Genomic DNA, 26,169 nt, shown 5'->3' with positions numbered 1-26,169 from the left:
GACCCAGCGCTTGCTCCTCATCGACATGAAATCGCTCTACGACGTGGCTGCCCCCGCCAAACTCAACCTGTTTTTGCACATTGTGGGGCGTAGACCCGATGGCTACCACTTGCTTGAATCGGCTTTCATGTTGATTGACTGGTGTGACACCTTGCACTTTGAAATCAGAGGAGACGGAAAAATCAGCCGAGAAGACTTAGGCACCGCGCTCCCGCAAGATGACTTGGTGGTGCGTGCAGCGCGCGCCTTGCAGGCGCTCAGTGCCACGCCGCTCGGCGTGCACATTGCCATAGAAAAACGCATCCCATCCCAGGCTGGCCTCGGCGGCGGCTCGTCTGATGCGGCCAGCACCCTGCTGGCACTGAACCGTTTGTGGCATCTCAATCTCGGTCTGGTTGATTTACTCCCGTTGGGGTTGCAGCTCGGAGCCGATGTGCCTTTCTTCTTGAAAGGTCAAAACGCCTGGGTCAGCGGTATTGGTGAGCACATCACCCCCATTGAGCTCCCCAGCGCCCAGTTTCTGGTGCTCAAGCCACACGTTGGCTTGAGCACCGCACAAATTTTTTCGCACCCCAATTTAAAAAGGGACACACAGCCCGCTATAATCTCAGGCTTCGCTGCAGACGCATATGACTTCGGTAACAACGACTTGCAAGCAGTTGCTGAAGGTCTTTGTCCTGAAATCAGTCAAGGTTTGTCTTGGCTACAAAATCACGGACTCCAAGGCCGGATGACTGGTTCAGGAAGTGCCGTGTTTGCGAAGACCTTACTTGACCATAGCCAGCTACAACTGCCTGGGTTTAAGGTCAGGCAGTGTCAGAATTTGGTTAGCCATCCGTTGATTGGGTGGGCTAATTGAGCAAGTTTTCGGTGAACCATGTCTCATGGTTCACCCGCGTAGGGGAGTCGCCAAGTTGGTTAAGGCACTGGATTTTGATTCCAGCATGCGAAGGTTCGAATCCTTCTTCCCCTGCCAAATTTTCAATCAGGCTCATTCACTGAGCCAAAACGCACACTGCAACTAACAAGTTGGGATATTCATGCAAGCCGATCAACCCCCTGAGTTCATGGTTTTTACGGGCAATGCCAATCCCGCGCTGGCCTCTGACATTGCCCGGTGCCTCAAAACAGAGCTGGGTGCTGCCGAAGTAGGCCGTTTCTCAGACGGCGAAGTCACCGTTGAAATCAAACAAAACGTCCGCGCCCGCGACGTGTTTGTGGTGCAAAGCACCTGCGCGCCCACCAACGAAAACCTGATGGAACTGCTGATCATGGTCGATGCGCTCAAACGTGCATCAGCCGAGCGCATCAGTGCCGTGATTCCTTACTTCGGTTACGCCCGCCAAGACCGTCGTCCACGCTCAAGCCGCGTGCCGATTTCAGCCAAAGTGGTTGCCAACATGTTGCAAGCGGTGGGCGTGGCACGCGTGCTGACCATGGATTTACATGCCGACCAAATCCAAGGCTTCTTTGATATCCCGGTTGACAACATCTACGCATCGCCGGTGTTGTTGGGTGATCTGAGGCAAAGAAACTACGACGATCTGATTGTGGTATCGCCCGACGTGGGTGGCGTGGTTCGCGCCCGCGCCTTGGCCAAACAGCTCGGTTGCGACCTGGCCATCATCGACAAACGTCGCCCCAAAGCCAATGTCAGCGAAGTCATGCACGTGATTGGTGAAATTGAAGGCCGCAACTGCGTGGTCATGGACGACATGATCGACACCGCTGGCACGTTGGTCAAAGCCGCAGAGGTTTTGAAAAAACGTGGGGCCAAAAAAGTCTACGCCTATTGCACCCACCCCATTTTTTCGGGCCCTGCCATTGATCGCATCAGCCAAGGTGACGCGCTCGATGAAGTGGTGGTCACCAACACCATCCCCTTGAGCGCTGCCGCTGCCGCGTGTCCCAAAATCAGGCAACTCAATGTAGCTCCCTTGATTGCTGAGACCATTGGCCGCATAGCCAAAGGCAAGTCGGTGATGAGTTTGTTTTCTGACCAGGAAAATCTTTTCTGATCAGAATCCATCGCTGTCGACCGTCCCGCTCGGGGGTGGTTGGCTTTTTTAATCGGAGTCACACTGGTCGCGGTGGACTCTTTCTGGAGTATCAAACATGAAATTAACCGCCTTTGAGCGAGCCAAGCAGGGTACGGGTGCGAGCCGCCGTCTGCGCATCACCGGTCGCACACCGGGTATTGTTTATGGTGGCGCTACTGCCCCACAACTGATCGAAGTTGATCACAACGCCTTGTGGCACGCTCTGAAAAAAGAAGCGTTTCACTCCAGCGTGTTGACCATGGACATTGGTGGCACTGAGAGCCCCGTGTTGTTGCGCGACGTGCAAATGCACCCGTTCAAGCAACTCGTGTTGCACATCGACTTCCAACGCGTCGATGCCACCACACGCCTGCACATGAAAGTGCCATTGCACTTCTTCGGCGACGAAAATTCACAAGCTGTCAAAACCGAAGGTTGCATTGCCAACCACGTGATCAGCGAGCTTGATGTGCTCTGCCTGCCCAGCGATCTGCCTGAATTCATCAAGGTTGACCTCAGTGGCCTGCGCAAGGGTGCCTCATTGCACTTGGCACAAATTGAAATGCCCAAGGGTGTCAGCGTGGTCATTCACGGTGGCGACAAAAACCCAGTGGTGGTGTCGGTGGTGGCTGTAGCCGGTGCCGAACCCGCACCCGCTGAAGCGCCTGCAGCAGACGCCGCAGCCAAACCAGCCGCCAAGCCCGCAGCTAAAGCCAAAAAATAAGCTTTTCATCAGTTCAAAAACGGCTCAATCTTGAGCCGTTTTTTTTCGTCTACCATTTTTGTATCATCCATCCATGATTCGACTTTTTGTTGGCTTGGGCAACCCTGGCTCTGACTATGAACACACCCGCCACAACGCGGGTTTTTGGTGGATGGACGCACTGGCCAAAGAGCTCAAACTCAGTTGGGTCATGGACAAAAACTTCCACGGCCTGGTGGCACGCACCAGCATGCATGGCCAAAGTGTCTGGTTGCTTAAACCTCAAACCTTCATGAACCTTAGTGGCAAATCGGTTGCATCGCTGGCTCATTTTTTCAAAATTCCAGCACAGGAAATTTTGGTGGCACATGATGAGCTGGACATTGCGCCCGGCGAGGCCAAAGTCAAATTGGGTGGCAGCCACGCTGGCCACAACGGCCTGCGCGACATTCATGCCCAACTCGGCACTGACCAATATTGGCGACTGCGCTTGGGCATTGGCCACCCAGGCATCAAGGCTGAAGTGATTCACTGGGTACTCAAAAAACCCTCAGCAGATCACCGCATCGCCATAGAGCAGACCATTGACCGTGCGCTCAAAGCCGTGCCCGCTTTGATGGCTGACGACATGGCTGAAGCCACACGCCTGATCCACACCAGCAAACCACCCCGTCCCAAGCCTGCACGCCCTGCAGCGCCACCCCCGACGGTCATGCCAACCCAGGCCACGCCGCAGCCAGACGCTCAACCATGAAGCTCACCCGTGCTTTTTTAACTTCATTATTCATAGCTATCAGTGCTTATTCCGTAAGCGCCACAGCCGAAAATGTTTATAAATGCGGCAACAGCTACAGCAGCACGCCGTGCGCCAACGGACAAACCTTGGATGTGAGTGACGAGCGCACCACGGCGCAACAAGCGCAAACCCGCCGTGCCGCATCACAAGATGCCGTGCAAGCCAGGCAACTTGAAAAAATGCGCCTTGCCAACGAAAAAATCGCGGCCAAACAGGTCAATAGCCCGGCGAAAACACCTGTGGCAGCGCAACTGCCCACACCGCAACCACAGATGACCGTGATCACACCGAAGCGGCTGAAAAAACCTGGCAAAAAACCGGAGGCCTTCATTGCTGAAATACCCGGTAGCGAGAAGAAAAAGGTCAGCAAAAAGACAAGAAAAACGGCCGTGACCACAACATTTTGAGCTTGATCGCGGGGTGGCTGCACAAGCTCACAAGAACCGGCAGTCACGCCACAGAGGCCTGGAGCTGTCGGTATTTTTCCCACAAGGTGTCTTGACTTTCCACCCACTGCGGGTTCACGGGAATGCAGTTCACCGGGCACACCTGCACACACTGTGGTTCATCAAAATGGCCAACGCATTCAGTGCATTTTTGGGGGTTGATTTCATAAATTTCAGGCCCCATGAAAATGGCCTCGTTGGGGCATTCTGGTTCACACACATCGCAGTTGATGCAGGCGTCGGTAATCAGCAAAGCCATGTGAATCGTTCCCAACAAGTAAACAGGCGACTATTTTAAAAAGGAGCCTTAACCCGCGACCTCAGCATTGTCTTCGTCACCGCCCTTGACGATCATCACCGGCACGCCCGCGGCGTGCAGCACTTCATTGGAGACCGAGCCCAGCAAGGCGCTGCGCAGTGCACTGGTGCCACTGGCACCCATCACCACCACATCGCAGCCATGATTTTCAAGGCAGTCGACCAGCATGTGCGCCGGGTCACCAGAGACCACCTCAGTCTCATACGGCAAGCCAGCGGCATCCAGCAATTGCTGGGCAGCTTGCAAAATGTGAGCGCCCGCAGCAGCACTGGCTTGCTCGATCATCTGCGGGTCATGCGCCACCACCAGCTCGTACAACGAGGCAGGTTCTTGCACATTCACCAACACCAGCTGGGTCGTGAGCCCATCGCCCGCCAAGCGAATGGCAAAACGAACAGCGTCCAGCGCCACGGCTGAACCATCAAAAGGCAAAAGAATCTTCATGTTTTCTCCAAAAATTGTTTCAGGACGGCGAACGCACCTTGTGCAGCAAGCGCGCATTCACAGCAGGTGACACAAATTTGTCTACCTCGCCACCCAGCGTGGCAATCTCACGCACAAAGGTGCTGGAAATAAATTGGTACTTGTCGCCCGGGGTAAGAAAGACAGTTTCGACATCAGGCATCAAGCTGCGGTTCATGCCTGCGAGCTGAAATTCATAGTCAAAGTCAGTCACCGCGCGCAAGCCGCGCACCATGGCACGCGCGCCGCGTGCCACCACAAAGTCACGCATCAGCCCGGTAAAGCTTTCCACCTGAACCCCTGGATAGGGTTTGACGGCCTCCTGCGTCATCTCTATGCGCTCAGGCAACGTGAACAGGGTTTTTTTGTGGTGTCCGGCAGCCACCGCCACAATCACATGCCCAAACAGCTGTGCAGCGCGACGAATCACGTCTTCATGCCCGAGCGTGATGGGGTCAAACGTGCCCGGGTAAACGGCAATCAGGTCATGCGTCATGGTGAAAAAACAGCTGAAGTCATCAAGCGGTCATTATCAGCCCGCCACTGCAGGGGCTGGTTCGGCGCGCTGGAGCAAATGGGCATGCACCATACCCGCTTTCAAGTGACGGTGCAGTTGCAGCCCCAGGGCTTGCGCTTGGGGCGCCGTCCAGGCCACCGGAGCCTCCAGGTAAATCCAGCCGCGTGGCGACACCGCTTGGGCAGCCGCTTGCACCGCCGGGGCAAACAAATCGGATTCAAATGGCGGGTCTAAAAAAATCAAATCCAGGCTGGCCGCCAGCGCCTGGCGCAGCACCGCCACGCCGTTCCCCCGAGTGATCTGCACCTCATGGGCATGCAGCTGGGTTTGCACCTGTTTGAGCTGTGCCACCAAAGCGGCATCGTGCTCCACCAGTTGCACTTGCTTGGCGCCGCGTGAGGCCGCTTCAAACCCCAGCACCCCTGTGCCAGCAAACACATCCAGGCAGCGCCAGCCGGTCAAATCTTGACCCAGCCAGTTGAACAAGGTTTCACGTACCCGGTCGGGCGTGGGGCGCAAGCCGGGCTTGTCAGCCACTTGCAATTTGGTGCGCTTCCATTGCCCGCCAATGATGCGGATTTCGTGGCTTTGCACCCGCTTGATGCGAGGCACGCGGGGCTTGACGGGTGTGCGTTCTTTGTTCATGCGCCTGATCTTAAAACATGCGCTGTTGCAGCTTGCTCAAGTTGTCGTTCAGGGAGAGTTAAGGGTAGAACCCGGCAGGGCGACTGGGGCTCTAAAATTTATAAGAAAACAGCCTGTAGCCCATATCCAATAAGCATAAGCAGCTATGAATTTTGGTAATTTGACAACGCACCATCCACACAGATAAGGCGTGGTGGTTGGGTCAGGTGACCGGGCTTTGGGGGCAAAGGCGCGCGCAAGCAGTGCTGGCACACTGAGCCGTCAGCCCCGCGCGTGTTTTGCCCCCAAAACCGCACGAACCTGACCCAGCCGCCGCGCCGTGCCAGAGCCACCAAAGCAACGTTGAGTCAGACTCACCCAAGCTGAGCCAGTCAAAGAGACGAATGAATCTCGCTGATTCACTGCGTTACTGCAGTTGATACAGATATTGCAGGTGCAGGTGTAGCCGCAGCAGCACCCAGCACCACGGTGGCCATGCGTTGCGGCTGCAATTTGCGCGCAAAAGCGGCACGAATTTGCTCTGTGGTCAGTTGCTCAACATGCTGTGTCCAAGTGTCCAAATAATTCAACGGCAACTTGTTCCAGGCGATGTTGGCCACGTTGTCAAGCAGCTTGCGGTTGCTGTCCAGTCGCAAGGCAAAACCACCGATCAAATTGGCTTTGGCGGCCTGGAGTTCGGCCTCAGTGGGGCCTTCGCTGACAAAACGCGCCAGCACCTCACGCGCCACTTGCAAGGCCTGCTCGGCCTGGTCGGGCCGGGTTTGCAAACCAATGGTGAAGGCGCCCGCGTGCATGGCCGGGGCAAAGTAGCTGTACACGCTGTAGCTCAAGCCCCGTTTTTCACGCACTTCTTCGGTCAGGCGCGAGACAAAACCACCGCCACCCAGAATGTAGTTGCCCACCGTCAAGGCCAAAAAATCGGGGTCGTTGCGTTTGAAGCCAGGTTGCCCCATCAGCACATGCGCCTGGGCCGAATCAAACGCCAAGCGCGACTCAATGGCTTGCGTCAGCGCCGCAATGTCTGCCACAGCGGGCAGCGCCGGACAACTGTGGGCTCCGGTTGAAGCGGGCTTGGGCGCAGGTGCCAGGCGCGACAGCAGCGTGCTGACCAGTGCGTCAGCCTGGTCACGGGTCACCGCCCCCACCACCGTCACGGTGGCGCGGCACGCCAGCACGCTGCGTTGATGCAAATCCGCCATGGCGCGCACGTCAATGGCGGCCAGGGTCTCAGGCGTGACTTCAAACCCATAAGGGTGTGTCCCATAAACGGCTTGGTTGAAGGCTCGGCCGGCCACCGTGGCGGGGCGGGTGTTGGCCTCGCGGATGGAGGCTTGCATGGCCTCGCGTTCACGCTGCCAGACCGCTGCCGGAAAGGCCGGTTGCGCCAGCTGCCGTGAAGCCAGTGCCGCGGCCTGCGCCAGCAACTCAGGGTAAGCCAAGGAGCGCAGGGCAAAGCTCATGCGGTCGGTGCTGGCATGGCCGCCAAAATGGGCACCCAGGTCTGCCCACGCTTCGCCCAAGGCGTTTTCATCCATGGCAGGCTCGGCGCTGGCCGTGCCAGCTTGCAGCCCTTTGGACATCATGGCCGACGTGACCGTGGCTAAGCCGGCCTGAGACGCGGGGTCGCGGCGGCTGCCGGCGTCAAAGTCCAGCTGCACATCCACCATCGGAATGGCGTGGTTTTGCACCAGAAAAACCTGGGCACCCTGGGGCTGCGTCCAGTGCTCAATGGGAATGGCAGCCCATGCAGAATTTATAAGAAATAAGGCTGTGGCGCTTGATATGAAAGCGTGAGCAGCTATTTTTTTAAGAGTCATCAGAAAGCCTCAAAGAACGGGATGCAGTCGGATCAAACAAGGGTCAGTGGCGCGCACCTGCCAGTGGCAGACGCGGTTTACGGGTTTTGTCTACGGGCTGGGGCAGCAAATGCGCCACGGTCAAGGCGTCGTCGCCAAAATAGCGTTGCGCCACCGCCTGCACTTGCTCGGCGGTCACGCCACGCAGTTGCGCAATCAGCTGCTCACCGGCATTCACATCCAAGCCCTGCGCCCACTGGGTGCCCAGCTCACGCGCTTGGTTAAAGACCGAATCGAGCTTGTAGACCTCTGACGACACCCATTGGGTTTTGACCCGCGCCAACTCCGCCGCGGTCACGCCCTCGCGGGCAATGCGTGCCACTTGCGCTTTCAAAGCCTCCTCCACCTGGGTGGCGGTCTTGCCCGGTGCGGGCACCCCCATCAGCATGAACAACTGCGGACCACGTCCCCACAGACCGTTGTAAGCGCCTGCACTGTCGGCCACCCGGTCGGTGCCCTGCGTCAGGGCGCGCTCCAGGCGCGAGCCGCTGTAGCCATCCAGCACCGCGGCCAGCACCGTCAAGGCCAGGGCGTCGGCATCGGTGGGCACCCCTGGGCGCAGTTGCAAGCCTGGCACTTTGTAGGCCAGGGTGGCATTGGCTTGCTCGGCGGGGGCTTTGAATGCCAGGCGTTTCAGGCCAACTTGCGCCGGCTCCTCGCGCGGCTTGCGCTCAGGCACAGCGCGGGCGGGCAAGCCGCCGTAGTATTTCTCCGCCCAGGCCTTGACCTGGCTCACCTCCACGTCACCGGCCACCACCACAGCGGCATTGGCGGGCACGTACCAGCGCTGGTAGAAGTCGCGCACATCTTGCGGCTTCAAGGCTTGCAGATCGCTCATCCAGCCCACAATGGGGCGGCGGTAGGGCGAGGCCACAAAAGCGGTGGCGTTGAGTGCTTCACCCATCAGCGCCAGCGGGTTGTCTTCGGTGCGCATGCGGCGCTCTTCCTTGACCACTTCCAGCTCTTTTTTGAATTCATCGTCTGGCCACTGGTTATGGGCAAAGCGGTCGGCCTCCAACTGCATCACTTGCTCCAGCTTGGCAGCGGGTATTTGCTGGTAATAGCCGGTGTAGTCGCGGCTGGTGAAGGCGTTTTCGCGACCACCTAGAGCGGCCACCCGGCGCGAAAACTCGCCCGCAGGCACGCTGGGTGTGCCTTTGAACATCATGTGCTCCAGCACATGCGCCACGCCCGAGGTGCCGTCAACTTCGTCCATGGCGCCCACCCGCAGCCACAGCATGTGCACCGCGGTGGGGGCGCGCCGGTCAGGCTTGACGATCAACGTCATGCCATTGGCCAAGGTAAATTGTTCCGCCGTTGTCCGCACCTGGGTTGGAGCCACCGGCAATGGCGCAACCGGCGCCGTGGTTGCGGGTGTTGCCCCTGCGGCGCAACCCAAGCCCAGACCCAGCACCAGGCAGGCAGCGTGGCGAAAAGATAATGTGGTGTTGTGTTTCATAGAATGCACTGATACCACTTGACCACAAAATGTTCAGTTTTTTCAAAAAAAAACCGCCGCCACCGGCACCTCTTCTCGCACCTGAGTCCGCGCCCGCGCCCAGCATTGCCCCCGTGCCCGTGCCCGCGCCAGTGGTCAACACGCCCGTTGCCCCTGCTGCCAGCACTGCACCAGACACAGCGCTGGCGCCACACGCCAGCCCGTCGCCCCTGCCCGCAGCCCAACCCGCCCCTGTGGCACCCGCAGCCACGCGCAAGTCATGGATGGACAAGCTCAAAGCCGGTTTGCGCAAAACCGGTGCCGGCATTGCCGCAGTGTTCACTGGCACCCAAATTGACGAGGCCTTGTACGAAGACCTGGAAACCGCACTGCTGCTGGCCGACACCGGGGTCAAGGCCACCGAGCACTTGCTGCAAGACCTCAAGCGCCGCGTCAAGGAAACCAAAACCACCGACCCCGCAGCAGTCAAGGGCTTGCTGGTGGAGTCTTTGGCCAGCCTGCTGTTGCCACTGCAAAAACCGCTGCAAATCGGCCGCTTCAAACCGACCGTGATCATGGTCACCGGGGTCAATGGGGCGGGCAAAACCACCTCCATTGGCAAGCTCACGCGCCATTTGGCGGGCTCGGGCGCCAGCGTGCTGCTGGCTGCAGCCGACACCTTCAGAGCCGCGGCACGCGAACAACTGGGTGTGTGGGCCGACCGCACCGCGGTCGACATCATCAGCCAAGACGGTGGCGACCCTGCTGCCGTGGCCTTTGATGCCGTGACCGCCGGCAAGGCTCGCGGGCGCGATGTGGTGCTGGTCGACACCGCTGGCCGCTTGCCAACCCAGTTGCACCTGATGGAAGAGCTGAAAAAAATCAAGCGCGTGGTGCAAAAAACCGGCGCATGCAGCGACACCGACCCCGCCCACATCGACACCGCAGCCAGCAGCCTGCCCCCGCACGAGGTGCTGCTGGTGATAGACGGCAACACCGGCCAAAACGCCCTCACCCAAGTCAAAGCCTTTGACGATGCGCTCGGCCTCACCGGGCTGATCGTCACCAAACTTGACGGCACAGCCAAGGGCGGCGTGCTGGCGGCCATTGCGCGCGAGCGCCCGGTGCCGGTGTACTTCATTGGCGTGGGCGAAAAGCTTGAAGACCTGGAAACCTTCAACGCCCGCGAATTTGCCCAAGCCCTGCTGTCTTGACCTTGGCACGCACGGCAAGCCCAGTGCTGGGCATTGACTTTGGCACCTCCAACTCGGCCGCAGCTTGCGTTGACGCACAGGGGCAACTGCACCCAATTGCGTTAGAAGCCCCGCGCAACGCCATGCCCACGGCGGTCTATTTCTCCAGCGAAAACGCGCACGTGTCTTTTGGCAGCGCGGCCATGCAGCAGTATTTGGCCGATGTGCAAGACGGCCTGGGCACCGGGCGGCTGATGCGCGCCATCAAAAGCCTGCTGGGCAGTGCACTGATCGACGAGCAAACCGTGGTCAACGGTCGCTCAATCAGCTTTTTCGAGGTGGTGGTGATGTTTTTGCGCGAGCTCAAACGCCGCGCCCAAGCCCAACTGGGCACCGAGCTGCATGCCGCCATGCTGGGACGACCCGTGCACTTTGTCGACGACAACCCCGAGCGCGATGCCCTGGCGCAAGCCACCTTGCAGCGCGCCGCCCACGCCGCCGGCTTTGAGCAGGTGCAGTTTCAACTGGAGCCGATTGCCGCCGCCTTTGACTTTGAGCGCCGCTTGACGCAAGACACACGCGTGCTGGTGGTAGACATTGGCGGGGGCACCTCAGACTTCACCCTGATGCAGTTACATGCCCACCCCAGCCCACAGCGGCCGCGTGGCCAAGACATTTTGGCCACCAGCGGCATCCATTGGGGTGGCACCGACTTTGACCGCCTGCTCGACCTGGGCTGCATCATGCCGCTGCTGGGCTACGGTCAGCGCACCCCCAGCGGGCGCGAGCTGCCCAACCGCATTTTTTACGAACTCTCGACCTGGCATTTGGTGCACCATGCCAGCAGCCGCCAAAAACTGGCCGAGGCGCGCGACCTGTGGCGTGACTACGCCAACCCCGCCATGCACCAGCGCTTGCTGCAGGTGCTGCAGCAGCGCTTGGGGCACCAGTTACTGGCCTTGGTGGAGCAAGCCAAAATTGCCTGCTCTGAGAGCCAGCAGCGGCAAGCCATCCACTTTGCGAATCTGTACGCCGCTGACGCATTGGCCACAGCTCAGGCCGAGCTTGACCCAGCCGTGTTGCCCACCCTGCTGCACAAGCCGTTGAGCGCCATCACGGCCTGCGCGCTGGCGTGTGTAGCACAAGCGGGTGCGCAGGCTCCTGAAGTGCTCTATCTCACCGGCGGGTCATCGGCGCTGCAGCCATTGGTGGCGCAATTGCAACACGCCTTTCCCGCTGCCCAGCTGGTGCACGGCGACCGCTTCGGCGGCGTCGCCAATGGCTTGGCCTGGGCGGCTGCAAACGCTTAAAAGCTATTTATTTAATAGCTATTTGGGCATGAATCATAAGCGCTAGAGGCATAATTTGCTCATAACCAACTGACCCGTCTGCAGATGCCCGCCCGAACCGCTCGCCCCACCCCCCACAACACGCTGGACGCGCCAGCCTTGCCCGGCTTGCCCACGGTACTGCAAGGGCGGCGCTGGTGGCTGCTGCTGTGTGCGTGGGGGGTGGTGGTGGGCTCTGCGTTTTATGTCCACAGCCTTAGCCTGCGTGCGCAAAGCATGACGGTGGCCTTGGAAGGTGCGCGCCACATGTTTCAAATGGTGGTGCTCACGCGCACGTGGAACGCCAGCCACGGCGGCGTGTATGTGCCCATCACCCCCCAGACCCCGCCCAACCCTTACCTTGAAGACCCACAGCGCGACGTGGTCACCACCAGTGGCTTGGCACTGACCAAAATCAACCCCGCCTACATGACCCGGCTGATTGCCGCCATTGCCAATGGTCAAACCGGTGCGGTGTTTCGCCTCACCAGCCTGCGCCCGCTGCGTCCTGAAAACAGCGCAGACCCGTGGGAGCGGCTGGCACTGGCGACGTTTGAGCATGGCGCGCGCGAGGCCACCACCCTTGAGCCCAGCGAGCGCGGCCTGCAACTGCGCTACATGGCGCCCTTGAAAGTGCAGCAAAGCTGCATGGCCTGCCACGCCAAGCAGGGCTACCAGGTGGGCGATGTGCGCGGTGGCATCAGCGTCTCGCAACCCTACGCGCCCATGTTGCAGGCCACACAAACGCACCTCAAAGAAGACGCCTGGATGTACCTGCTGATCTTTGCCCTGGTGGCGCTTGGCGGCTGGGCGCTGCTGGAGCTGTTGCGCCAGCGCTGGCTCGACCTGATTCAAAAGGCCGAAGCGTTGAGTGCGTCGCAGCGGCAGCTGCTGCTGGCCGAAAAAATGGCTTCTGTGGGGCAACTGGCGGCTGGCATGGCCCATGAAATCAACAACCCGGTGGGCTTTGTCACCTCCAATCTGGCCACCCTCAAGGACTACACCGCCCAACTGCTGGCACTGGCCACGCGCAGCCGTGCCGGACTGGCCACTGAAGCCGATTTTGCACAGGCTGATTTTGATTTCATCCAAGCGGATGTCGCCGATTTGTTCCAAGAGTCTGAAGGTGGTCTGGCACGCATCAAAACGCTGGTCGGCCAGCTGCGCGCGGTGGCTTCGGTCGATACCCAAACCAGCCCATGGCTTGACCTGAATGAGATGCTGACGCATACCCTGGCGTTGCTGCGGCCACAACTCGGCCCACACGCTGAAGTGGTGTGCGAATGGGCGGCGCTGCCGCAGGTGCCCGGTGTGGCAGCACACCTCAGCCAAGTGGCGGGTGTACTGCTGGACAACGCGGCGCGAGCCCTCAGCGCGCCCGGGCGCATCACGCTGCGCAGCGGTTGTGAGGCGCAAGAAGTCTGGTTTGAAGTGTCTGACACCGGCTGTGGCATGCCGCCTGAGGTGGTGCCCCACATTTTTGAGCCTTTCTTTACCACCCGCGCTGTCGGACAAGGCAGTGGCCTGGGCTTGAGCCAAGCCTACGAGCTGGTGCGTGCACACGGCGGCCGCATTGAAGTCAGGCACAGCCAACCCGGCCAAGGCAGCACTTTGCGGGTGACCTTGCCAACCCATCGTCCTGAACCCCTTGAGACCCAAGCGTAGTACATTCCCAGCCATGGCAGCCGTTGAAACCTCCCCTCACTCCAATACCGTCACCAGCGCACCGTCCACCGATGCCAGCAGCGCCCTGCCGGGCTTGGGTCGCACCCTGGTCATGGCTGGCAAGCTGGATCAAAAAATAGCCGAAACCCTGTTTGCCAAATCGCAAGCCAACCGCACCAGCTTCATTGCCGAGCTCACAGGCTCTGGTGCGGTGTCAGCAGCCGACCTGGCGCACACCATGTCGGTGGCTTTTGCGGCCCCGCTGATTGACTTGAGTGCAGTCGACCCGCTGCGCCTGCCCAAAGGCTTGCTGGACAGCAAAATCAGCCAGACCTTTCGGGTGGTGGCGTTGGCCAAACGTCAAAACCGGCTGGTGGTGGCCACAGCCGACCCAGCGGATTCGCAAGCGGTTGAAAAAATCAAATTTGCCACCCAGCTCAACATCGACTGGGTGATTGCCGAATACGACAAACTGCTCAAGCTGGTCTCAGTCAGCACCGCCTCAGCCACCGAGTCCATTGACAGCATTGTGGGCGATGACTTTGAGTTTGATGACCTCCCCACCGCCGAAGCCGCCGATGCCGCGTCGGCCACCTCTGAGGTAGACGACGCGCCGGTGGTGAAGTTTTTGCACAAAATGCTGGTCGATGCCTTCAGCATGCGCGCCTCAGACTTGCATTTTGAGCCCTATGAGCACAACTACCGGGTGCGTTTTCGCATTGACGGCGAGCTGCGCGAAGTGGCCTCGCCGCCCGTGGCCATCAAAGACAAACTGGCGTCGCGCATCAAGGTGATCTCCAAAATGGACATCTCCGAAAAGCGCGTGCCGCAAGACGGCAAGATGAAGCTCAAGATTGACCCTGACCGCGTGATTGACTTCCGCGTCAGCACCCTGCCCACCATGTTTGGTGAAAAAATCGTGATCCGTATCTTGGACCCCAGCAGCGCCAAGCTGGGCATTGATGCACTGGGCTACGAGCCGGTTGAAAAAGAGCGACTGCTCTCAGCCATCAACCGCCCTTACGGCATGATTTTGGTCACGGGCCCCACCGGCTCTGGCAAAACCGTGTCGCTCTACACCTGCCTGAACCTGCTCAACAACCCCGGCGTGAACATTGCCACCGCCGAAGACCCGTGCGAAATCACCCTGCCGGGGGTCAACCAGGTCAGCGTCAATGACAAAGCCGGGTTGACCTTTGCCGCCGCCCTCAAGTCGTTTTTGCGGCAAGACCCCGACATCATCATGGTCGGTGAAATTCGCGACATTGACACCGCCGACATTGCCATCAAAGCCGCGCAAACCGGTCACCTGGTGCTCTCGACCTTGCACACCAATGACGCCCCCACCACGCTCACCCGCATGCGCAACATGGGCATTGCCCCGTTCAACATTGCCTCCAGCGTGATCTTGATCACCGCCCAGCGGCTGGCGCGGCGCTTGTGCCCCAACTGCAAAAAACCGGTTGAGATTCCTGCCAAAGCCCTGCTTGAGGCTGGTTTTCAGCCCGAAGAGCTCGACGGCAGCTGGAAACCCTACCAGCCGGTGGGCTGCAGTGCCTGCAACAACGGCTACAAAGGGCGCGTTGGCATTTACCAGGTGATGCCCATCACTGAAGAAATTCAACGCATCATCTTGCGCGATGGCAGTGCCCTTGAAATTGCCGAGCAAGCCAAGCGCGAAGGCGTGCGCAGCCTGCGTGAAGCCGGTTTGTACAAGGTCAAACTGGGGCTAACATCCGTGGCCGAAGTGCTGGCTGTCAGCAACCAATAGTCCCACCCTTCCTTCTTATTTCTTATGGCCACCAAAAAACCCAGCACCAACAAGGAATTTGTCTTTGAATGGGAAGGCAAAGACCGCAACGGCAAACAAGTGCGCGGTGAAATCCGCGCTGGCGGCGAAAACCAGGTCACCGCCTCGCTGCGCCGTCAAGGCGTGCTGCCCACCAAGGTCAAGAAACGCCGCATGAGCGCCGGGCGCGCCATCAAGCCCAAAGACATGGCCATCTTCACGCGCCAGCTCGCCACCATGATGAAGGCCGGGGTGCCGCTGCTGCAAGCGTTTGACATTGTGGGGCGCGGCAACCCCAACCCCAGCGTGACGCGCCTGCTCAACGACATTCGCACCGATGTCGAAACCGGCACGTCACTGAGTGTGGCGTTTCGCAAATACCCGCTGTATTTTGACAACCTGTATTGCAACCTGGTCGAAGCCGGTGAGTCGGCCGGTATTTTGGACCAGCTGCTTGATCGGCTGGCGGTCTACATGGAAAAGACCGAGGCCATGAAGTCCAAGATCAAAAGCGCGCTGATGTACCCCATCTCGGTGCTGGTGGTGGCGTTTGTGGTCACGGCGGTGATCATGATTTTTGTCGTGCCCGCGTTCAAAGAAGTGTTTGCCAACTTTGGTGCCGACCTGCCCGCGCCGACCTTGATGGTGATTGCCATCAGCGAGATTTTTGTGCAGTATTGGTGGCTGATTTTTGGTGGCATTGGCGGCGGCTTTTACTTTTTCATGCAGGCCTGGCGGCGCAACGTCAAGATGCAGCAGGTGATGGATCGGCTGCTGCTGAAAATGCCCATTTTTGGCATTTTGGTCGACAAATCTTGCACCGCCCGCTGGACGCGCACCCTCTCGACCATGTTTGCGGCCGGTGTGCCGCTGGTGGAAGCACTCGACTCGGTGGGTGGCGCGGCAGGCAACTGGGTCTATGAGTCGGCCACCCTCAAAATTCAGCAAGAGGTCTCGACCGGCACAGCGCTCACCACCGCCATGACCAATTCCAACCTGTTTCCCAGCATGGTGCTGCAAATGTGCGCCATTGGGGAAGAGTCAGGTTCCATCGACCACATGCTGGGCAAAGCCGCTGACTTTTACGAGTCTGAAGTGGACGACATGGTGGCCGGCATTTCCAGCCTGATGGAGCCCATCATCATCGTGATTCTGGGCACGGTGATTGGTGGCATTGTGGTGGCCATGTACCTGCCCATCTTCAAACTCGGGCAGGTGGTGTGATGCTGGTTCCGCCAGGTTTTGAGGCCGCCCTGCTGGGGCTGCTGGGCTTGCTGATTGGCAGTTTTTTGAACGTGGTCATTTACCGCTTGCCCGTCATGCTGCAAGCCCAGTGGGAAGCCGAATGTGCAGATTTGCACGGCAAACCAGTGCCTGAGCAGCCAGCCTTTAACCTGATGACGCCACGCTCGCGCTGCCAAGCCTGCAGCCACCAACTGCGCTGGTTTGAAAACGTGCCGGTGCTGAGCTACCTGGTGCTGCGCGGCCAATGCAGCCAGTGCCACAGCCGCATCAGCCCACGCTACCCGTTGATCGAACTGACCACCGCAGCCCTGTTTTTCTACTGCGGTTGGCGCTGGGGTGCCAACGCCTATGGCTTGGCCTGGTGCGGCTTTAGCGCGGCGCTGCTGGCCATGACCATGATTGACTGGGACACCACCTTGCTGCCCGACACCCTGACGCTGCCGCTGCTGTGGGCGGGCTTGATCGCCACCACGCTGAACCTTACCCACATCACCCTGACCGAGTCGGTGTGGGGTGCGGTGGGCGGCTACCTGTCGTTGTGGCTGGTGTATTGGGCGTTCAAATTGGCCACGGGCAAAGAAGGCATGGGCTTTGGCGACTTCAAATTGTTTGCGGCGCTGGGTGCCTGGTTTGGCTGGCAGGCGCTGATTCCGATCATTTTGATGGCATCAGTCATTGGCGCGGCCACTGGCATTGCCATGAAATTTTCCAGCGGTTTGCGCGAGGGTGGCTACATCCCCTTTGGCCCCTTTTTGGCTGGCGCCGGCTTGACCGCCATGGTGGCCGGCCCCAACGCCATCCTCAAAACCCTGGGGCTGTAACGCCATGGCGCAAGCCTTTCAACTGGGTCTGACCGGCGGCATTGGCAGTGGCAAAAGCACCGTAGCCAACTTGCTCGCCGGGCTGGGAGCTGCGGTGCTGGATGCCGATGCCATCTCGCGCACCTTGACCGCACCGCACGGGCTGGCCATCGAGCCCATTCGCCATCAGTTTGGGGCAGCATTCATCACCGCAGAGGGCGCCTTGAACCGCCCCCACATGCGCGACCTGGTGTTTGCCAACCCACAAGCCAAACAGCAACTAGAGGCCATCATTCACCCACTGGTCAGCGCCGAAACCGCGCGCCTGGCGCAAGCCGCACAAACTGCGGGTCACCGTTGCCTGGTGTTTGACGTGCCGCTGCTGGTGGAATCTGCCCATTGGCGGGGCAAGGTAGATCAGGTGCTGGTGGTGGACTGCCTGCCTGAGACGCAAATCAGCCGCGTCATGGCGCGCAGTGGGCTGGAGCGCGCCGCGGTGCAGGCCATCATGGCCACCCAGGCCAGCCGGGCGGCGCGCCTGCAAGCGGCTGATGCAGTCATCTTCAATGACAGCATCACGCTTGATGAATTGGCCTGCCAGGTGAGTGCGTTTTTTGCACGCTTGCAGCTATCATTGGCTTCACATTTTTGACCTAAGCCATTTCAGTGATCCTTTACGAATACCCTCTGCACGAACGCATTCGCACCTATTTGCGACTGGAGCATTTGGCACTGCGGCTGCACCAGCTGGCCGCCCGCATGGACGCGCTAGATCATCACTTTGCACTGGTCAGCCTGTTTGAACTGATGGACGTGGCGGCCCGCCCCGACCTGAAGTCTGACCTGTTCAAAGACCTAGAACGCCAAAAACACCAGCTCGAGGGCTACCGTGGCAACCCCGCCATTGCCGAGGCCGCGCTTGAACAAGTGATAGCCGAGCTGGCCAGCGCCCTTGAAGCCATGAACAACCTCACCGGCAAAGCTGGCCAAAGCTTGCTTGAGAACGATTGGCTGATGAGCATTCGCAGCCGCATCAGCATTCCGGGTGGCACCTGTGAATTTGACCTGCCGGCCTACTACGCCTGGCAACACAAAACCGGCGTGCACCGCCAAAGCGAGCTTGCGCAATGGGTCAGCACCCTGACCCCATTGACCCAAGCGGTGCACCTGCTGCTGCGCTTGCTGCGCGACTCTGGCGCGCCACAAAAAGTGATGGCGACAGCCGGGCAATTTCAGCAAAACCTGCCACAAGGGCGCACCTTTTTGCTGCTGCGCCTGGCGCTCGACCAGCAACTGGATGTGACGCCCGAGATCAGCGGCAACCGCCTGCTGGTGTCGATTCGGATGTTGCGCTTGGGCGATGACCACCGCCCACATGCGGCAGCTGAAGACATTCCGTTTGAACTGGCGTTGTGCGCATGAGCCCGCTGCCTGATGATGTGCCGGTGCTCAAACTGGTGCGCTGCCCCAGTTGCGGCGGCGACAGCATTTACGCCCCCAGCAACCGTTTTCGCCCGTTTTGCAGCGAGCGCTGCAAGCTGATGGACTTGGGTGCCTGGGCCAGCGAGCAGTTCAGCCTGCCCGATGTCCCGCCAGACGATGATTTGGCTGCGGGTGCAGCAGGCTAACATCAACGCCTAAACCGCAAGGCAAATAAGCCTCTAGAACCCGTCAAATAAGTTTAGATAGCTCTTTATTCAATAGCAATCAAACAGACTTTGAGCGCAGTGCATCATGCAGTGCGACAAAGGCTTGGGTGATTTTGTGGCTGGGGTCGAGGTAAATCATGGGCTGCGCCAGCTCATGCGACTCACGAATCTTCACCGAGCTGGGCAGATAGGGCTGCAGCACCGGCAAACCTTCTTCAATCAACTCGGCCACCATGCGCTGGGGCAAATTGGCGCGCGCCTGAAACTGGTTCACCACAATCCCCTCCACCTCTAACGCCGGGTTGTGGTCAGCACGAATTTCTTGCACATTGTCCAGCAGCGCATAGAGCGCCTGGCGCGAAAAACTGTCGCAATCAAACGGAATCAAACACCCCGTGGCACCAATCAGCGCAGCGCGGGTGTAGAAGTTCAGCGCCGGGGCGGTGTCGATGTAAATGCGGTCGTAGGTTTGCGCCAACTCCGCCAATGCCTCGCGCAATTTGTAGATTTTTTGGCGCGACTCCAGCTTCACCACCAACTCACTCAAGGCCGCGCTCGACGGCATCACATCCAGGTTCTCAAACGGTGTGGAGCGCACAAAATCTGTCGGTGGAATGCTCTTGAAACTGTAGCTCAAGGTGTGCTCAAAAAAGCCCGCTACGGTGGGCTGGTCGTCGGTGGCCGTACCGCCCAGCAAATAGCTGGTGGAGTTGCCTTGCGGGTCCAGGTCAATCACCAACGTGCGCAGCCCCTGGCTGGCGCTGATGGCGGCCAGGTTGCAGGTGATGGTGGACTTGCCAACGCCACCTTTTTGGTTAAACACAACAATGGGCATAAAAAAACTCCTTTTGGGCAAGCCACAGAACAATACAAACGGGGTCGGTGTAAAGCCACCATTGTGGCTGACAACTTCAGCGCCACCGTGCTGTGGCGTAGCGAGGCTAGGCGCCCCGACGCAGACAGTACAAGCGTACGGCAAGTCAGGGTAACAACGCTGGGGCGGTTTTGCGTAAGTCCTGGTTTTTATGGTTTTGACGTTTGCATGAAACCCTGCAACACATTCACCGCGTTGACCCCTACCTCAGCCACCGCATAGCCACCTTCAAACACCAAGACCGTGGGCAGACCGGCACGCGCCAGGTCTTCCCCCACGCGCAGGTAGTCGTTACTGGCGAGCTTGAACCCTGAGATCGGGTCGCCGGCAAACGTGTCCAGGCCCAGCGACACCACCAGCGCCTGCGCGCCAAAGGCTTGGATGTCTTGCAACGCAGCGGCCAGCGCCTGCCGCCACACAGCAAAGTCCGTGCCGCGCGGCAGCGGCAGGTTGCGGTTAAAGCCCAAGCCCGACCCCGCACCCCGCTCGTCGGCATAGCCCAGGTAAAACGGGTATTCGGTGTGCGGGTCGCCGTGGATGCTGGCAAAAAACACGTCAGCGCGTTCATAAAAAATGGCTTGCGTGCCGTTGCCGTGGTGGTAGTCCAGGTCCAGCACCGCCACCCGCGCCGCGCCCTGGTCACGCAGCTGCTGCGCGGCCAGCGCGGCGTTGTTTAAGAAACAATAGCCGCCAAAAAAATCGGCTCCGGCGTGGTGACCCGGCGGACGCGTCAGGACAAAGGCAGAGCGTGCACCGGCCGCCACATGGCTGGCGGCACTCAAAGCGCAATCGGCCCCGGCGCGCGCTGCGGCCCAGGTGCCAGAGGTCAAGGGCGAACCGGCATCCATCGAAAATAGCCCCAAGCGCGCCGCAAAATTGGCTGGCAACACGTCACTGCGCAGGGTGCGCACCGGCCACACCGAAGGCAGTGCGTCACGCGCGGCGTTGGCTGCGTCCAGCGCCACCCATTCGTCCCAGGCATGCTGCAAAAAATCCAGGTAGCGCGGGCTGTGGATGCGAGCCAGCACCGCGTCGTCAAAAGTTTGCGGCGCTTGCAGCGTGCCAAAGCGGCGGCGTTGCAGCTCGGCCAGCACATGGTCAACACGCGCGGGCACTTCAAAACACGGCACCAGTTCGCCGCGAAACATCTCGACTTTGCCTTGGTGCAAGGCGTGCTGATGGTTGTAAAAAATATGCATGATTTTGGCCTCTAGCCCTTTATTTATATGCTTAAACAGCTACAACTTAACTAGCATTTTGAAACTCAAGGCGCAACCAACGCCAAGCGTGGAAAGTAACTGCTGTACCGCGCACGATCCCGCGTGAGCAGCTGCATTTGCCCCACCAGGGCGTGCGCGCCAATGTAAAAGTCTGGCATGGGTGATGTTTTGGTGCCCTGCAAGTGGCGGTAGGCCTTGAACGCCTGCCCGGCCAAAAACGCTGCATCCCACGGCAAGGCCTCACGCACCAGGGGCAAACCCACCAGCGCCGCCTCCAGATCATTCACACACTCAAACCGCGGGCTGATTTCGGCCAGGATGATCGGGTTGATGACCAGCGCGCCTGCACCGGCGCAGTGCTCAAGCTGCGCCAGTGACCAGTCCGCCCAGGCCGGGTCATCGGCCAGTACATCAATCAGCACACAGCTGTCCACCAAAGTTGCCCGTGGCGGTGGCCGCTGCAAATAACGTGCGCTCGGTTCGCGCACTTGGGCTTGGCCAGCGCTGCCGCTGTCTGATTCGGCTCCGGCCAAGCCCTTGGGAGAAACGCGGGTGAACGTGCTCATCCGCGCAAAAACGCCATGAATTCGTCTGTGCCCATGCCTTTGAACGCACTGGCATTGGCACTGCCCCGCACCCGCTCAAAGGCTTGGCGCACCGTGACCACCGGTGCAGGTTCAACCAGGCGAATGAGCACCTCGCCGTTGTCGCGCACCACAAACTCCACGTTGCTGTCCGGGTGCATGCCCGCCTGCTCACGCACCGCTTGGGGAATGGTGACCTGGCCTTTGCTGGTGATTTTCATGATTCTTACTCCTATTTGTAAGAATCTTACTGCATGAACCAAAGAGGGTCAACGCGCCAGCACCGCCCGCAGCGCTACCCCGGTGTGCGTGCCCTGCGCCACCACCTGTTCAGGCGGGCAAGCCGCCACCACGCGGCCACCGGCGTTGCCACCGTCGGGCCCCAAGTCCAGCACCCAATCGGCCTCGGCGATCACGTCCAGGTCGTGCTCGATCACCACCACGCTGTGGCCGCCGTCCACCAGGCGGTGCAGCACCTTGATGAGTTTTTCCACGTCCGCCATGTGCAGACCCACCGTGGGCTCGTCCAGCACATACAGCGTGTGCGGGGCTTTCTGGCCACGGCGGGTGATGTCATCACGCACTTTGGAAAGCTCTGTGACCAGCTTGATGCGCTGTGCCTCGCCACCGCTCAGGGTAGGCGAGGGTTGCCCCAGCGTCAGGTAACCCAGACCCACGTCTTTCAACAATTGCAGCGGGTGGCTGATGTTGGGCATGGCGGCAAAAAAGTCCACCGCTTCATCGACTTCCATTTGCAAAATGTCACCAATGTTTTTGCCGCGCCAGGTCACCGCCTGCGTCTCGGGGTTGAAGCGTGCGCCCTTGCAGGTTTCGCACAGCACTTTCACGTCGGGCAAGAAGCTCATACCAATGGTGCGGATGCCCTGCCCTTCGCAACTGGGGCAGCGGCCCGCGCCGGTGTTGAAGCTGAAGCGGTTGGCGGCGTAGCCACGCGCTTTGGCTTCCAGCGTGTCGGCAAACAGCTTGCGGATGGTGTCCCAGAAGCCGATGTAAGTGGCAGGGCAACTGCGCGGCGTTTTGCCGATGGGGGTTTGGTCCACTTCCAGCACGCGGTCTACAGCTTCAAACCCGGTGACGCTGTCACAGCCAACCCAGGCGATGGCCTCACCGGCATCGAGCGCGTCCCGACCCGCTTTGGTACTGCGCTTTTGCACGGCGGTGTGCACGTTGGCCAGCAACACGTCACGCGCCAGGGTGGATTTGCCCGAGCCGCTGACACCAGTGATGGCGACCAAGCGCTTGAGGGGGATGTGGGCGGTGACGTGCTGCAGGTTATGCAGGGAGGCGTTGTGTACGGTCAGCCACTGCTGTACTTCGTGGTCCGTGAACTTGGGGTCAGAGCCCAATTTCGATGACGCTTTGGTTTTTTTCAAAGGCTTTTGGGCGAAATTGGGATCCGACCCCAAATTCACTACCGCCTCACGTTTTAAAGCGTCATTTTGGCATCTAGCCCTTGATAATAAAGTGCAAGCAGCTATTGAATTCATATCATTCAACACCCTGCGCCGGGGCTGCAGCGGATGCCGCATGGCGTGCAGCAGGTAGCGGCCGGTCTGCGAATCGGGCGCTGCCGCAATGTCGGCCACCGAACCCTGCGCCACCAGCTGCCCGCCGCGTTTGCCAGCGCTGGGGCCAATGTCGATGATGTGAGAGGCATGGCGAATGGTGTCCTCGTCGTGCTCCACCACCACCAGGGTGTTGCCCTGGTCGCTCAAAGTTTGCAACGCGCCCAGCAGCATCTGGTTGTCACGCGCGTGCAGGCCAATGGTGGGCTCGTCGAGCACGTAGCACACGCCTTGCAGGTTGCTGCCCAGTTGCGCGGCCAGGCGGATGCGCTGAGCCTCGCCACCGCTCAAGGTGGGCGCGCCACGGTCCAGCGTCAGGTAACCCAGGCCGACTTGTTCCAGAAACTGCAGCCGCCCCAGAATTTCGGGAATCAGGTCGCGCGCAATGCCAGCCTCGCGCGCGCTTAATCGCGCCCCGGACTGCAAGCGCTGCACCCAGGCGCGCAAGTCGCTCACGCTCAGGCGCGCCAGGTCGGTGATCGTTGGGGCATTTTTGGCCTCGGTGGGGAAATTGGGGTCAGAGCCCTGGACTTGGGGTTTTGCCAATTCGGTGAGAAACCTAGACTCTTGAATACGAATTGAGCCCGAATTGGGATCCGACCCCAATTTGAGCCGCACCGCGCGCGCTGTCGCGTTCAAGCGCGTGCCATGGCAGGTGGGGCACACGGCATCAACCAAATCTTCCACATCGGCTTCGGCAAAGGTCTGCTCGCGGCCTTTTTGCTCGTCGTCTCGCGCCGAATCGTCAAACACCTTGCGCTGTTCACGCGTCAGGGCCACGCCCGTGCCGACGCAGTCCGGACACCAGCCGTGTTTGCTGTTGTAACTGAACAGGCGCGGGTCGAGCTCGGCATAGCTGGTGCTGCACACCGGGCAGGCGCGCAGGGTCGAAAACACACTCAAGCGGCCAATGCCCGCCGTGGACGCACCGGCTTGCATGGCCTCAGACAAGCCAACCAGATGGCTCAACACATGCACCACGCCTTTGCCATGTTGCAGCGCCCGTGCCAACGCATCGCGCAGTTGCGCTTCTTGGTCTGGCAACACGTCCAGGCTGATTACCGGCAACTCAATGGTGTGCTCTTTGAACCGATCAATGCGCGGGAACGCGGTGGTGGGCAAAAACTCGCCATCCACGCGCAGGTGGGTGAAACCGCGCGGGCGCGCCCACTCGGCCAGCTCGGTGTAAACACCCTTTCGGTTCATCACCAACGGGCTGAGCAGGCCAATGTGCTGACCTTTGAAATCGCGCAGCAGCGTGGCGGCTATGCGCTCAGGCGTTTGCGGCGCCACTGGCGTGCCGTCGTGGATGCAGTGCTGCGTGCCGAGTTTGACAAACAGCAGGCGCAAAAAATGCCAGACTTCGGTGGTGGTGCCGACCGTGCTTTTGCGCCCGCCACGGCTCAAGCGCTGCTCAATCGCCACCGTGGGCGGAATGCCGTAGACCGCGTCCACCTCGGGCCGCCCGGCCGGTTGCACGATGCTGCGGGCATAGGCGTTCAGGCTTTCCAGATAACGCCGCTGCCCTTCGTTGAACAAAATGTCAAACGCCAGCGTGGACTTGCCCGAGCCGCTGACCCCCGTGACCACAGTGAACTGGCCGCGCGGAATGTTGACGCTCAGGCCTTTCAGGTTGTGTTCGCGGGCGTTGATGATTTGTATGGTGTTTTTGGCCTCTAGCGCATATGGAATATGCGCAGACAGCTCTCTATTTGAGAGTAGCTTTGTGGCTGGCTGCGCTGTTGCATGATTGAATGGCTTTTGATCCGCTAGGGTGGCCGAAGCCCCCATCCCAACCTTCCCCCAAAGGCGGGAAGGAGCAACCGCCAAAGCCGGCGTTGCCTCCCCCGCTGGGGGAGGGTTAGGGTGAGGGCTGGCTGCTGGCGACATGGCGAATTCGCGCACCTCATGCACCACGCCCATTTGGGCGGCGTAGTCGCGCAGCGCCAGCGCGGTGTGGCTGGTGGCGTGCAGCATCACGTCTTCGGGCGTGCCGTAGGCCACCACCTCACCACCGGCATCGCCGCCCTCGGGGCCGAGGTCGATGAGCCAGTCGGCAGCGCGTATCACGTCCAGGTTGTGCTCGATCACCAGCAGGCTGTGGCCGGCATCTTGCAGTTTGCGCAAAGCGCGCATGAGTTTGGCAATGTCGTCAAAGTGCAGGCCGGTGGTGGGCTCGTCAAACATGAACAACGTGCCCTTGCGCGCCAAAGCTTGGCGGCTGGCGCTGCTGGTTTTGGCCGCTTCAGCAAGAAAACCGGCGAGTTTCAGGCGCTGCGCCTCACCACCGCTGAGCGTGGGCACGGGCTGGCCGAGTTTGACGTAATCCAGACCCACGTCGATGATCGGTTGCAGCGCGCGGATGACATCGCGGTCGTGGCGGAACAGGTCGGCGGCCTGGCTGACGGTCAGGTCTAAAACGTCGGCGACGTTGAGGTGCCTGACGACAGTGGTTTTAACTGGCACCGCAGAAACGGGGTCAGAGCCCTGGACTTGGGGTTTTGCCAAATCGGTGATGCGGTTGTGGTTTTGCTTGCCGATGTAGCCCGAATTGGGATCTGACCCCATTTCAGCTCTTTGGCTATCGCCGCGCTTATCTGCAGCCCAGTTATGCGTTGACTGACCAGCACCGTCTAGCGGCGTGCGTGGGGTGTCTGACGTAGCGGAATCAAGGGGGAGGCTCGGGCGCAGCCCGGACCGGGGGACATCCGCGTCATTGAGACTTGCGGGACAGACCTTTAGCTCTGTCCTCAACTGTTCAGAAATCCCGCGTGCGCTGCGGGTTAAAGCCACCTCCACATCAGCATTAGCTTTAACTGGCTCCGCAAAACTGGGGTCAGAGCCCAATTCGGGACGGCGTTCAGGTTTTTGCGAGAGGCTGTAACCCGAATTGGGATCTGACCCCATTTCTGCTCCACTGCGCTCAATCGTGATTTCCAGGATTTCCGGGCGGTAGCGTTTGCCATCGCAGTCCGGGCAACGCAGGTACACGTCGCTTAAAAACTGCATCTCGAC

General features: G+C 59.9%; 24 protein-coding genes, 1 tRNA gene and 1 pseudogene. 15 read left to right on the top strand and 11 right to left on the bottom strand.

The genetic code is table 11. The features are described from left to right. The first annotated feature begins 25 nt into the window (after nt 1–25). From ispE to PHT20_RS05890, 6 genes are all read left to right on the top strand, one after another. A complete protein-coding gene (gene ispE, locus PHT20_RS05915) occupies nt 26–859 on the top strand; it encodes a 4-(cytidine 5'-diphospho)-2-C-methyl-D-erythritol kinase (protein ID WP_300086836.1) in 834 nt (277 codons plus the stop codon). A 40-nt stretch (nt 860–899) separates the two neighbouring features. Then, a tRNA-Gln gene (locus PHT20_RS05910) sits at nt 900–976 on the top strand. Nucleotides 977–1,040: 64 nt separating this feature from the next. After that, a complete protein-coding gene (locus PHT20_RS05905) occupies nt 1,041–2,018 on the top strand; it encodes a ribose-phosphate pyrophosphokinase (RefSeq protein ID WP_300086811.1) in 978 nt (325 codons plus the stop codon). Between the two features lie 97 nt (nt 2,019–2,115). After that, the gene (locus PHT20_RS05900; protein WP_300086813.1) at nt 2,116–2,763 is read left to right on the top strand and encodes a 50S ribosomal protein L25/general stress protein Ctc; all 648 of its coding nucleotides are present in this window, start codon (nt 2,116–2,118) and stop codon (nt 2,761–2,763) included. Nucleotides 2,764–2,836: 73 nt separating this feature from the next. Next, on the top strand, nt 2,837–3,496 hold the full coding sequence (gene pth, locus PHT20_RS05895) for an aminoacyl-tRNA hydrolase (protein WP_300086815.1): 660 nt from the start codon (nt 2,837–2,839) through the stop codon (nt 3,494–3,496). Further along, a complete protein-coding gene (locus PHT20_RS05890) occupies nt 3,493–3,945 on the top strand; it encodes a hypothetical protein (RefSeq protein WP_301019814.1) in 453 nt (150 codons plus the stop codon). Before pth ends, PHT20_RS05890 begins: the two co-directional genes overlap by 4 nt. Nucleotides 3,946–3,988: 43 nt before the next feature. Here PHT20_RS05890 and PHT20_RS05885 read toward each other — a convergent pair whose 3' ends face one another. The 6 genes from PHT20_RS05885 to PHT20_RS05860 all read right to left on the bottom strand — a co-directional run bounded on the left by PHT20_RS05885 (nt 3,989) and on the right by PHT20_RS05860 (nt 9,071). After that, complete coding sequence (locus PHT20_RS05885) at nt 3,989–4,243, bottom strand: YfhL family 4Fe-4S dicluster ferredoxin (RefSeq protein WP_300086819.1); 255 nt, start codon at nt 4,241–4,243, stop codon at nt 3,989–3,991. A 48-nt stretch (nt 4,244–4,291) separates the two neighbouring features. Further along, on the bottom strand, nt 4,292–4,747 hold the full coding sequence (locus PHT20_RS05880) for a universal stress protein (RefSeq protein ID WP_300086821.1): 456 nt from the start codon (nt 4,745–4,747) through the stop codon (nt 4,292–4,294). Between the two features lie 19 nt (nt 4,748–4,766). After that, entirely contained in the window at nt 4,767–5,261 is a 495-nt protein-coding gene (gene coaD / locus PHT20_RS05875) for a pantetheine-phosphate adenylyltransferase (RefSeq protein WP_300086824.1), read from the bottom strand. Between the two features lie 36 nt (nt 5,262–5,297). After that, nucleotides 5,298–5,927: a 16S rRNA (guanine(966)-N(2))-methyltransferase RsmD gene (rsmD, locus tag PHT20_RS05870; RefSeq protein ID WP_300086827.1), complete on the bottom strand. Its 630-nt coding sequence runs from the start codon at nt 5,925–5,927 to the stop codon at nt 5,298–5,300. Between the two features lie 398 nt (nt 5,928–6,325). After that, nucleotides 6,326–7,744 (bottom strand): pitrilysin family protein, encoded by a 1,419-nt coding sequence (locus tag PHT20_RS05865; RefSeq protein ID WP_301019813.1) that lies wholly within the window; start codon nt 7,742–7,744, stop codon nt 6,326–6,328. 43 nt (nt 7,745–7,787) lie between these two features. Beyond that, nucleotides 7,788–9,071, bottom strand: coding sequence for a pitrilysin family protein (locus PHT20_RS05860; RefSeq protein WP_301019848.1), 1,284 nt, complete (start codon nt 9,069–9,071; stop codon nt 7,788–7,790). Between the two features lie 200 nt (nt 9,072–9,271). Between PHT20_RS05860 and ftsY the strand changes: the two genes are divergently transcribed. From ftsY to PHT20_RS05815, 9 genes are all read left to right on the top strand, one after another. After that, on the top strand, nt 9,272–10,435 hold the full coding sequence (gene ftsY, locus PHT20_RS05855; RefSeq protein ID WP_301019812.1) for a signal recognition particle-docking protein FtsY: 1,164 nt from the start codon (nt 9,272–9,274) through the stop codon (nt 10,433–10,435). Then, a complete protein-coding gene (locus PHT20_RS05850; RefSeq protein ID WP_301019811.1) occupies nt 10,432–11,724 on the top strand; it encodes an Hsp70 family protein in 1,293 nt (430 codons plus the stop codon). The genes ftsY and PHT20_RS05850 overlap by 4 nt, the downstream gene beginning before the upstream one ends. 84 nt (nt 11,725–11,808) lie before the next feature. Further along, the gene (locus PHT20_RS05845) at nt 11,809–13,407 is read left to right on the top strand and encodes an ATP-binding protein (protein ID WP_301019810.1); all 1,599 of its coding nucleotides are present in this window, start codon (nt 11,809–11,811) and stop codon (nt 13,405–13,407) included. A 13-nt stretch (nt 13,408–13,420) separates the two neighbouring features. After that, the gene (pilB, locus tag PHT20_RS05840; RefSeq protein WP_301019809.1) at nt 13,421–15,178 is read left to right on the top strand and encodes a type IV-A pilus assembly ATPase PilB; all 1,758 of its coding nucleotides are present in this window, start codon (nt 13,421–13,423) and stop codon (nt 15,176–15,178) included. 24 nt (nt 15,179–15,202) lie between these two features. Then, a complete protein-coding gene (locus PHT20_RS05835; protein ID WP_301019808.1) occupies nt 15,203–16,420 on the top strand; it encodes a type II secretion system F family protein in 1,218 nt (405 codons plus the stop codon). Continuing rightward, the gene (locus tag PHT20_RS05830) at nt 16,420–17,262 is read left to right on the top strand and encodes an A24 family peptidase (RefSeq protein WP_301019807.1); all 843 of its coding nucleotides are present in this window, start codon (nt 16,420–16,422) and stop codon (nt 17,260–17,262) included. Before PHT20_RS05835 ends, PHT20_RS05830 begins: the two co-directional genes overlap by 1 nt. Nucleotides 17,263–17,266: 4 nt before the next feature. Beyond that, nucleotides 17,267–17,893: a dephospho-CoA kinase gene (gene coaE / locus PHT20_RS05825; RefSeq protein ID WP_301019806.1), complete on the top strand. Its 627-nt coding sequence runs from the start codon at nt 17,267–17,269 to the stop codon at nt 17,891–17,893. A 14-nt stretch (nt 17,894–17,907) separates the two neighbouring features. After that, nucleotides 17,908–18,663 (top strand): cell division protein ZapD, encoded by a 756-nt coding sequence (zapD, locus tag PHT20_RS05820; RefSeq protein WP_300083131.1) that lies wholly within the window; start codon nt 17,908–17,910, stop codon nt 18,661–18,663. After that, a complete protein-coding gene (locus PHT20_RS05815; RefSeq protein ID WP_300083133.1) occupies nt 18,660–18,869 on the top strand; it encodes a DNA gyrase inhibitor YacG in 210 nt (69 codons plus the stop codon). Before zapD ends, PHT20_RS05815 begins: the two co-directional genes overlap by 4 nt. A gap of 79 nt (nt 18,870–18,948) precedes the next feature. Here PHT20_RS05815 and PHT20_RS05810 read toward each other — a convergent pair whose 3' ends face one another. The 5 genes and pseudogenes from PHT20_RS05810 to PHT20_RS05790 form a co-directional block, all read right to left on the bottom strand. After that, nucleotides 18,949–19,725, bottom strand: coding sequence for a ParA family protein (locus tag PHT20_RS05810; protein WP_300083135.1), 777 nt, complete (start codon nt 19,723–19,725; stop codon nt 18,949–18,951). A gap of 188 nt (nt 19,726–19,913) precedes the next feature. Then, nucleotides 19,914–20,963, bottom strand: coding sequence for a histone deacetylase family protein (locus tag PHT20_RS05805; protein WP_301019805.1), 1,050 nt, complete (start codon nt 20,961–20,963; stop codon nt 19,914–19,916). 65 nt (nt 20,964–21,028) lie between these two features. Next, on the bottom strand, nt 21,029–21,550 hold the full coding sequence (locus tag PHT20_RS05800; RefSeq protein ID WP_300083139.1) for a type II toxin-antitoxin system VapC family toxin: 522 nt from the start codon (nt 21,548–21,550) through the stop codon (nt 21,029–21,031). Beyond that, complete coding sequence (locus PHT20_RS05795; protein ID WP_300083141.1) at nt 21,547–21,789, bottom strand: AbrB/MazE/SpoVT family DNA-binding domain-containing protein; 243 nt, start codon at nt 21,787–21,789, stop codon at nt 21,547–21,549. Before PHT20_RS05795 ends, PHT20_RS05800 begins: the two co-directional genes overlap by 4 nt. Before the next feature lie 48 nt (nt 21,790–21,837). After that, a pseudogene (locus PHT20_RS05790) lies at nt 21,838–25,590 on the bottom strand (excinuclease ABC subunit A); the annotation flags it as partial. Between the last annotated feature and the right edge of the window lie 579 nt (nt 25,591–26,169).

It is taken from the genome of Rhodoferax sp., assembly GCF_028715765.1.
Lineage (GTDB): Bacteria > Pseudomonadota > Gammaproteobacteria > Burkholderiales > Burkholderiaceae_C > Rhodoferax.
This window is presented reverse-complemented; position numbering and strand designations above follow the sequence as displayed.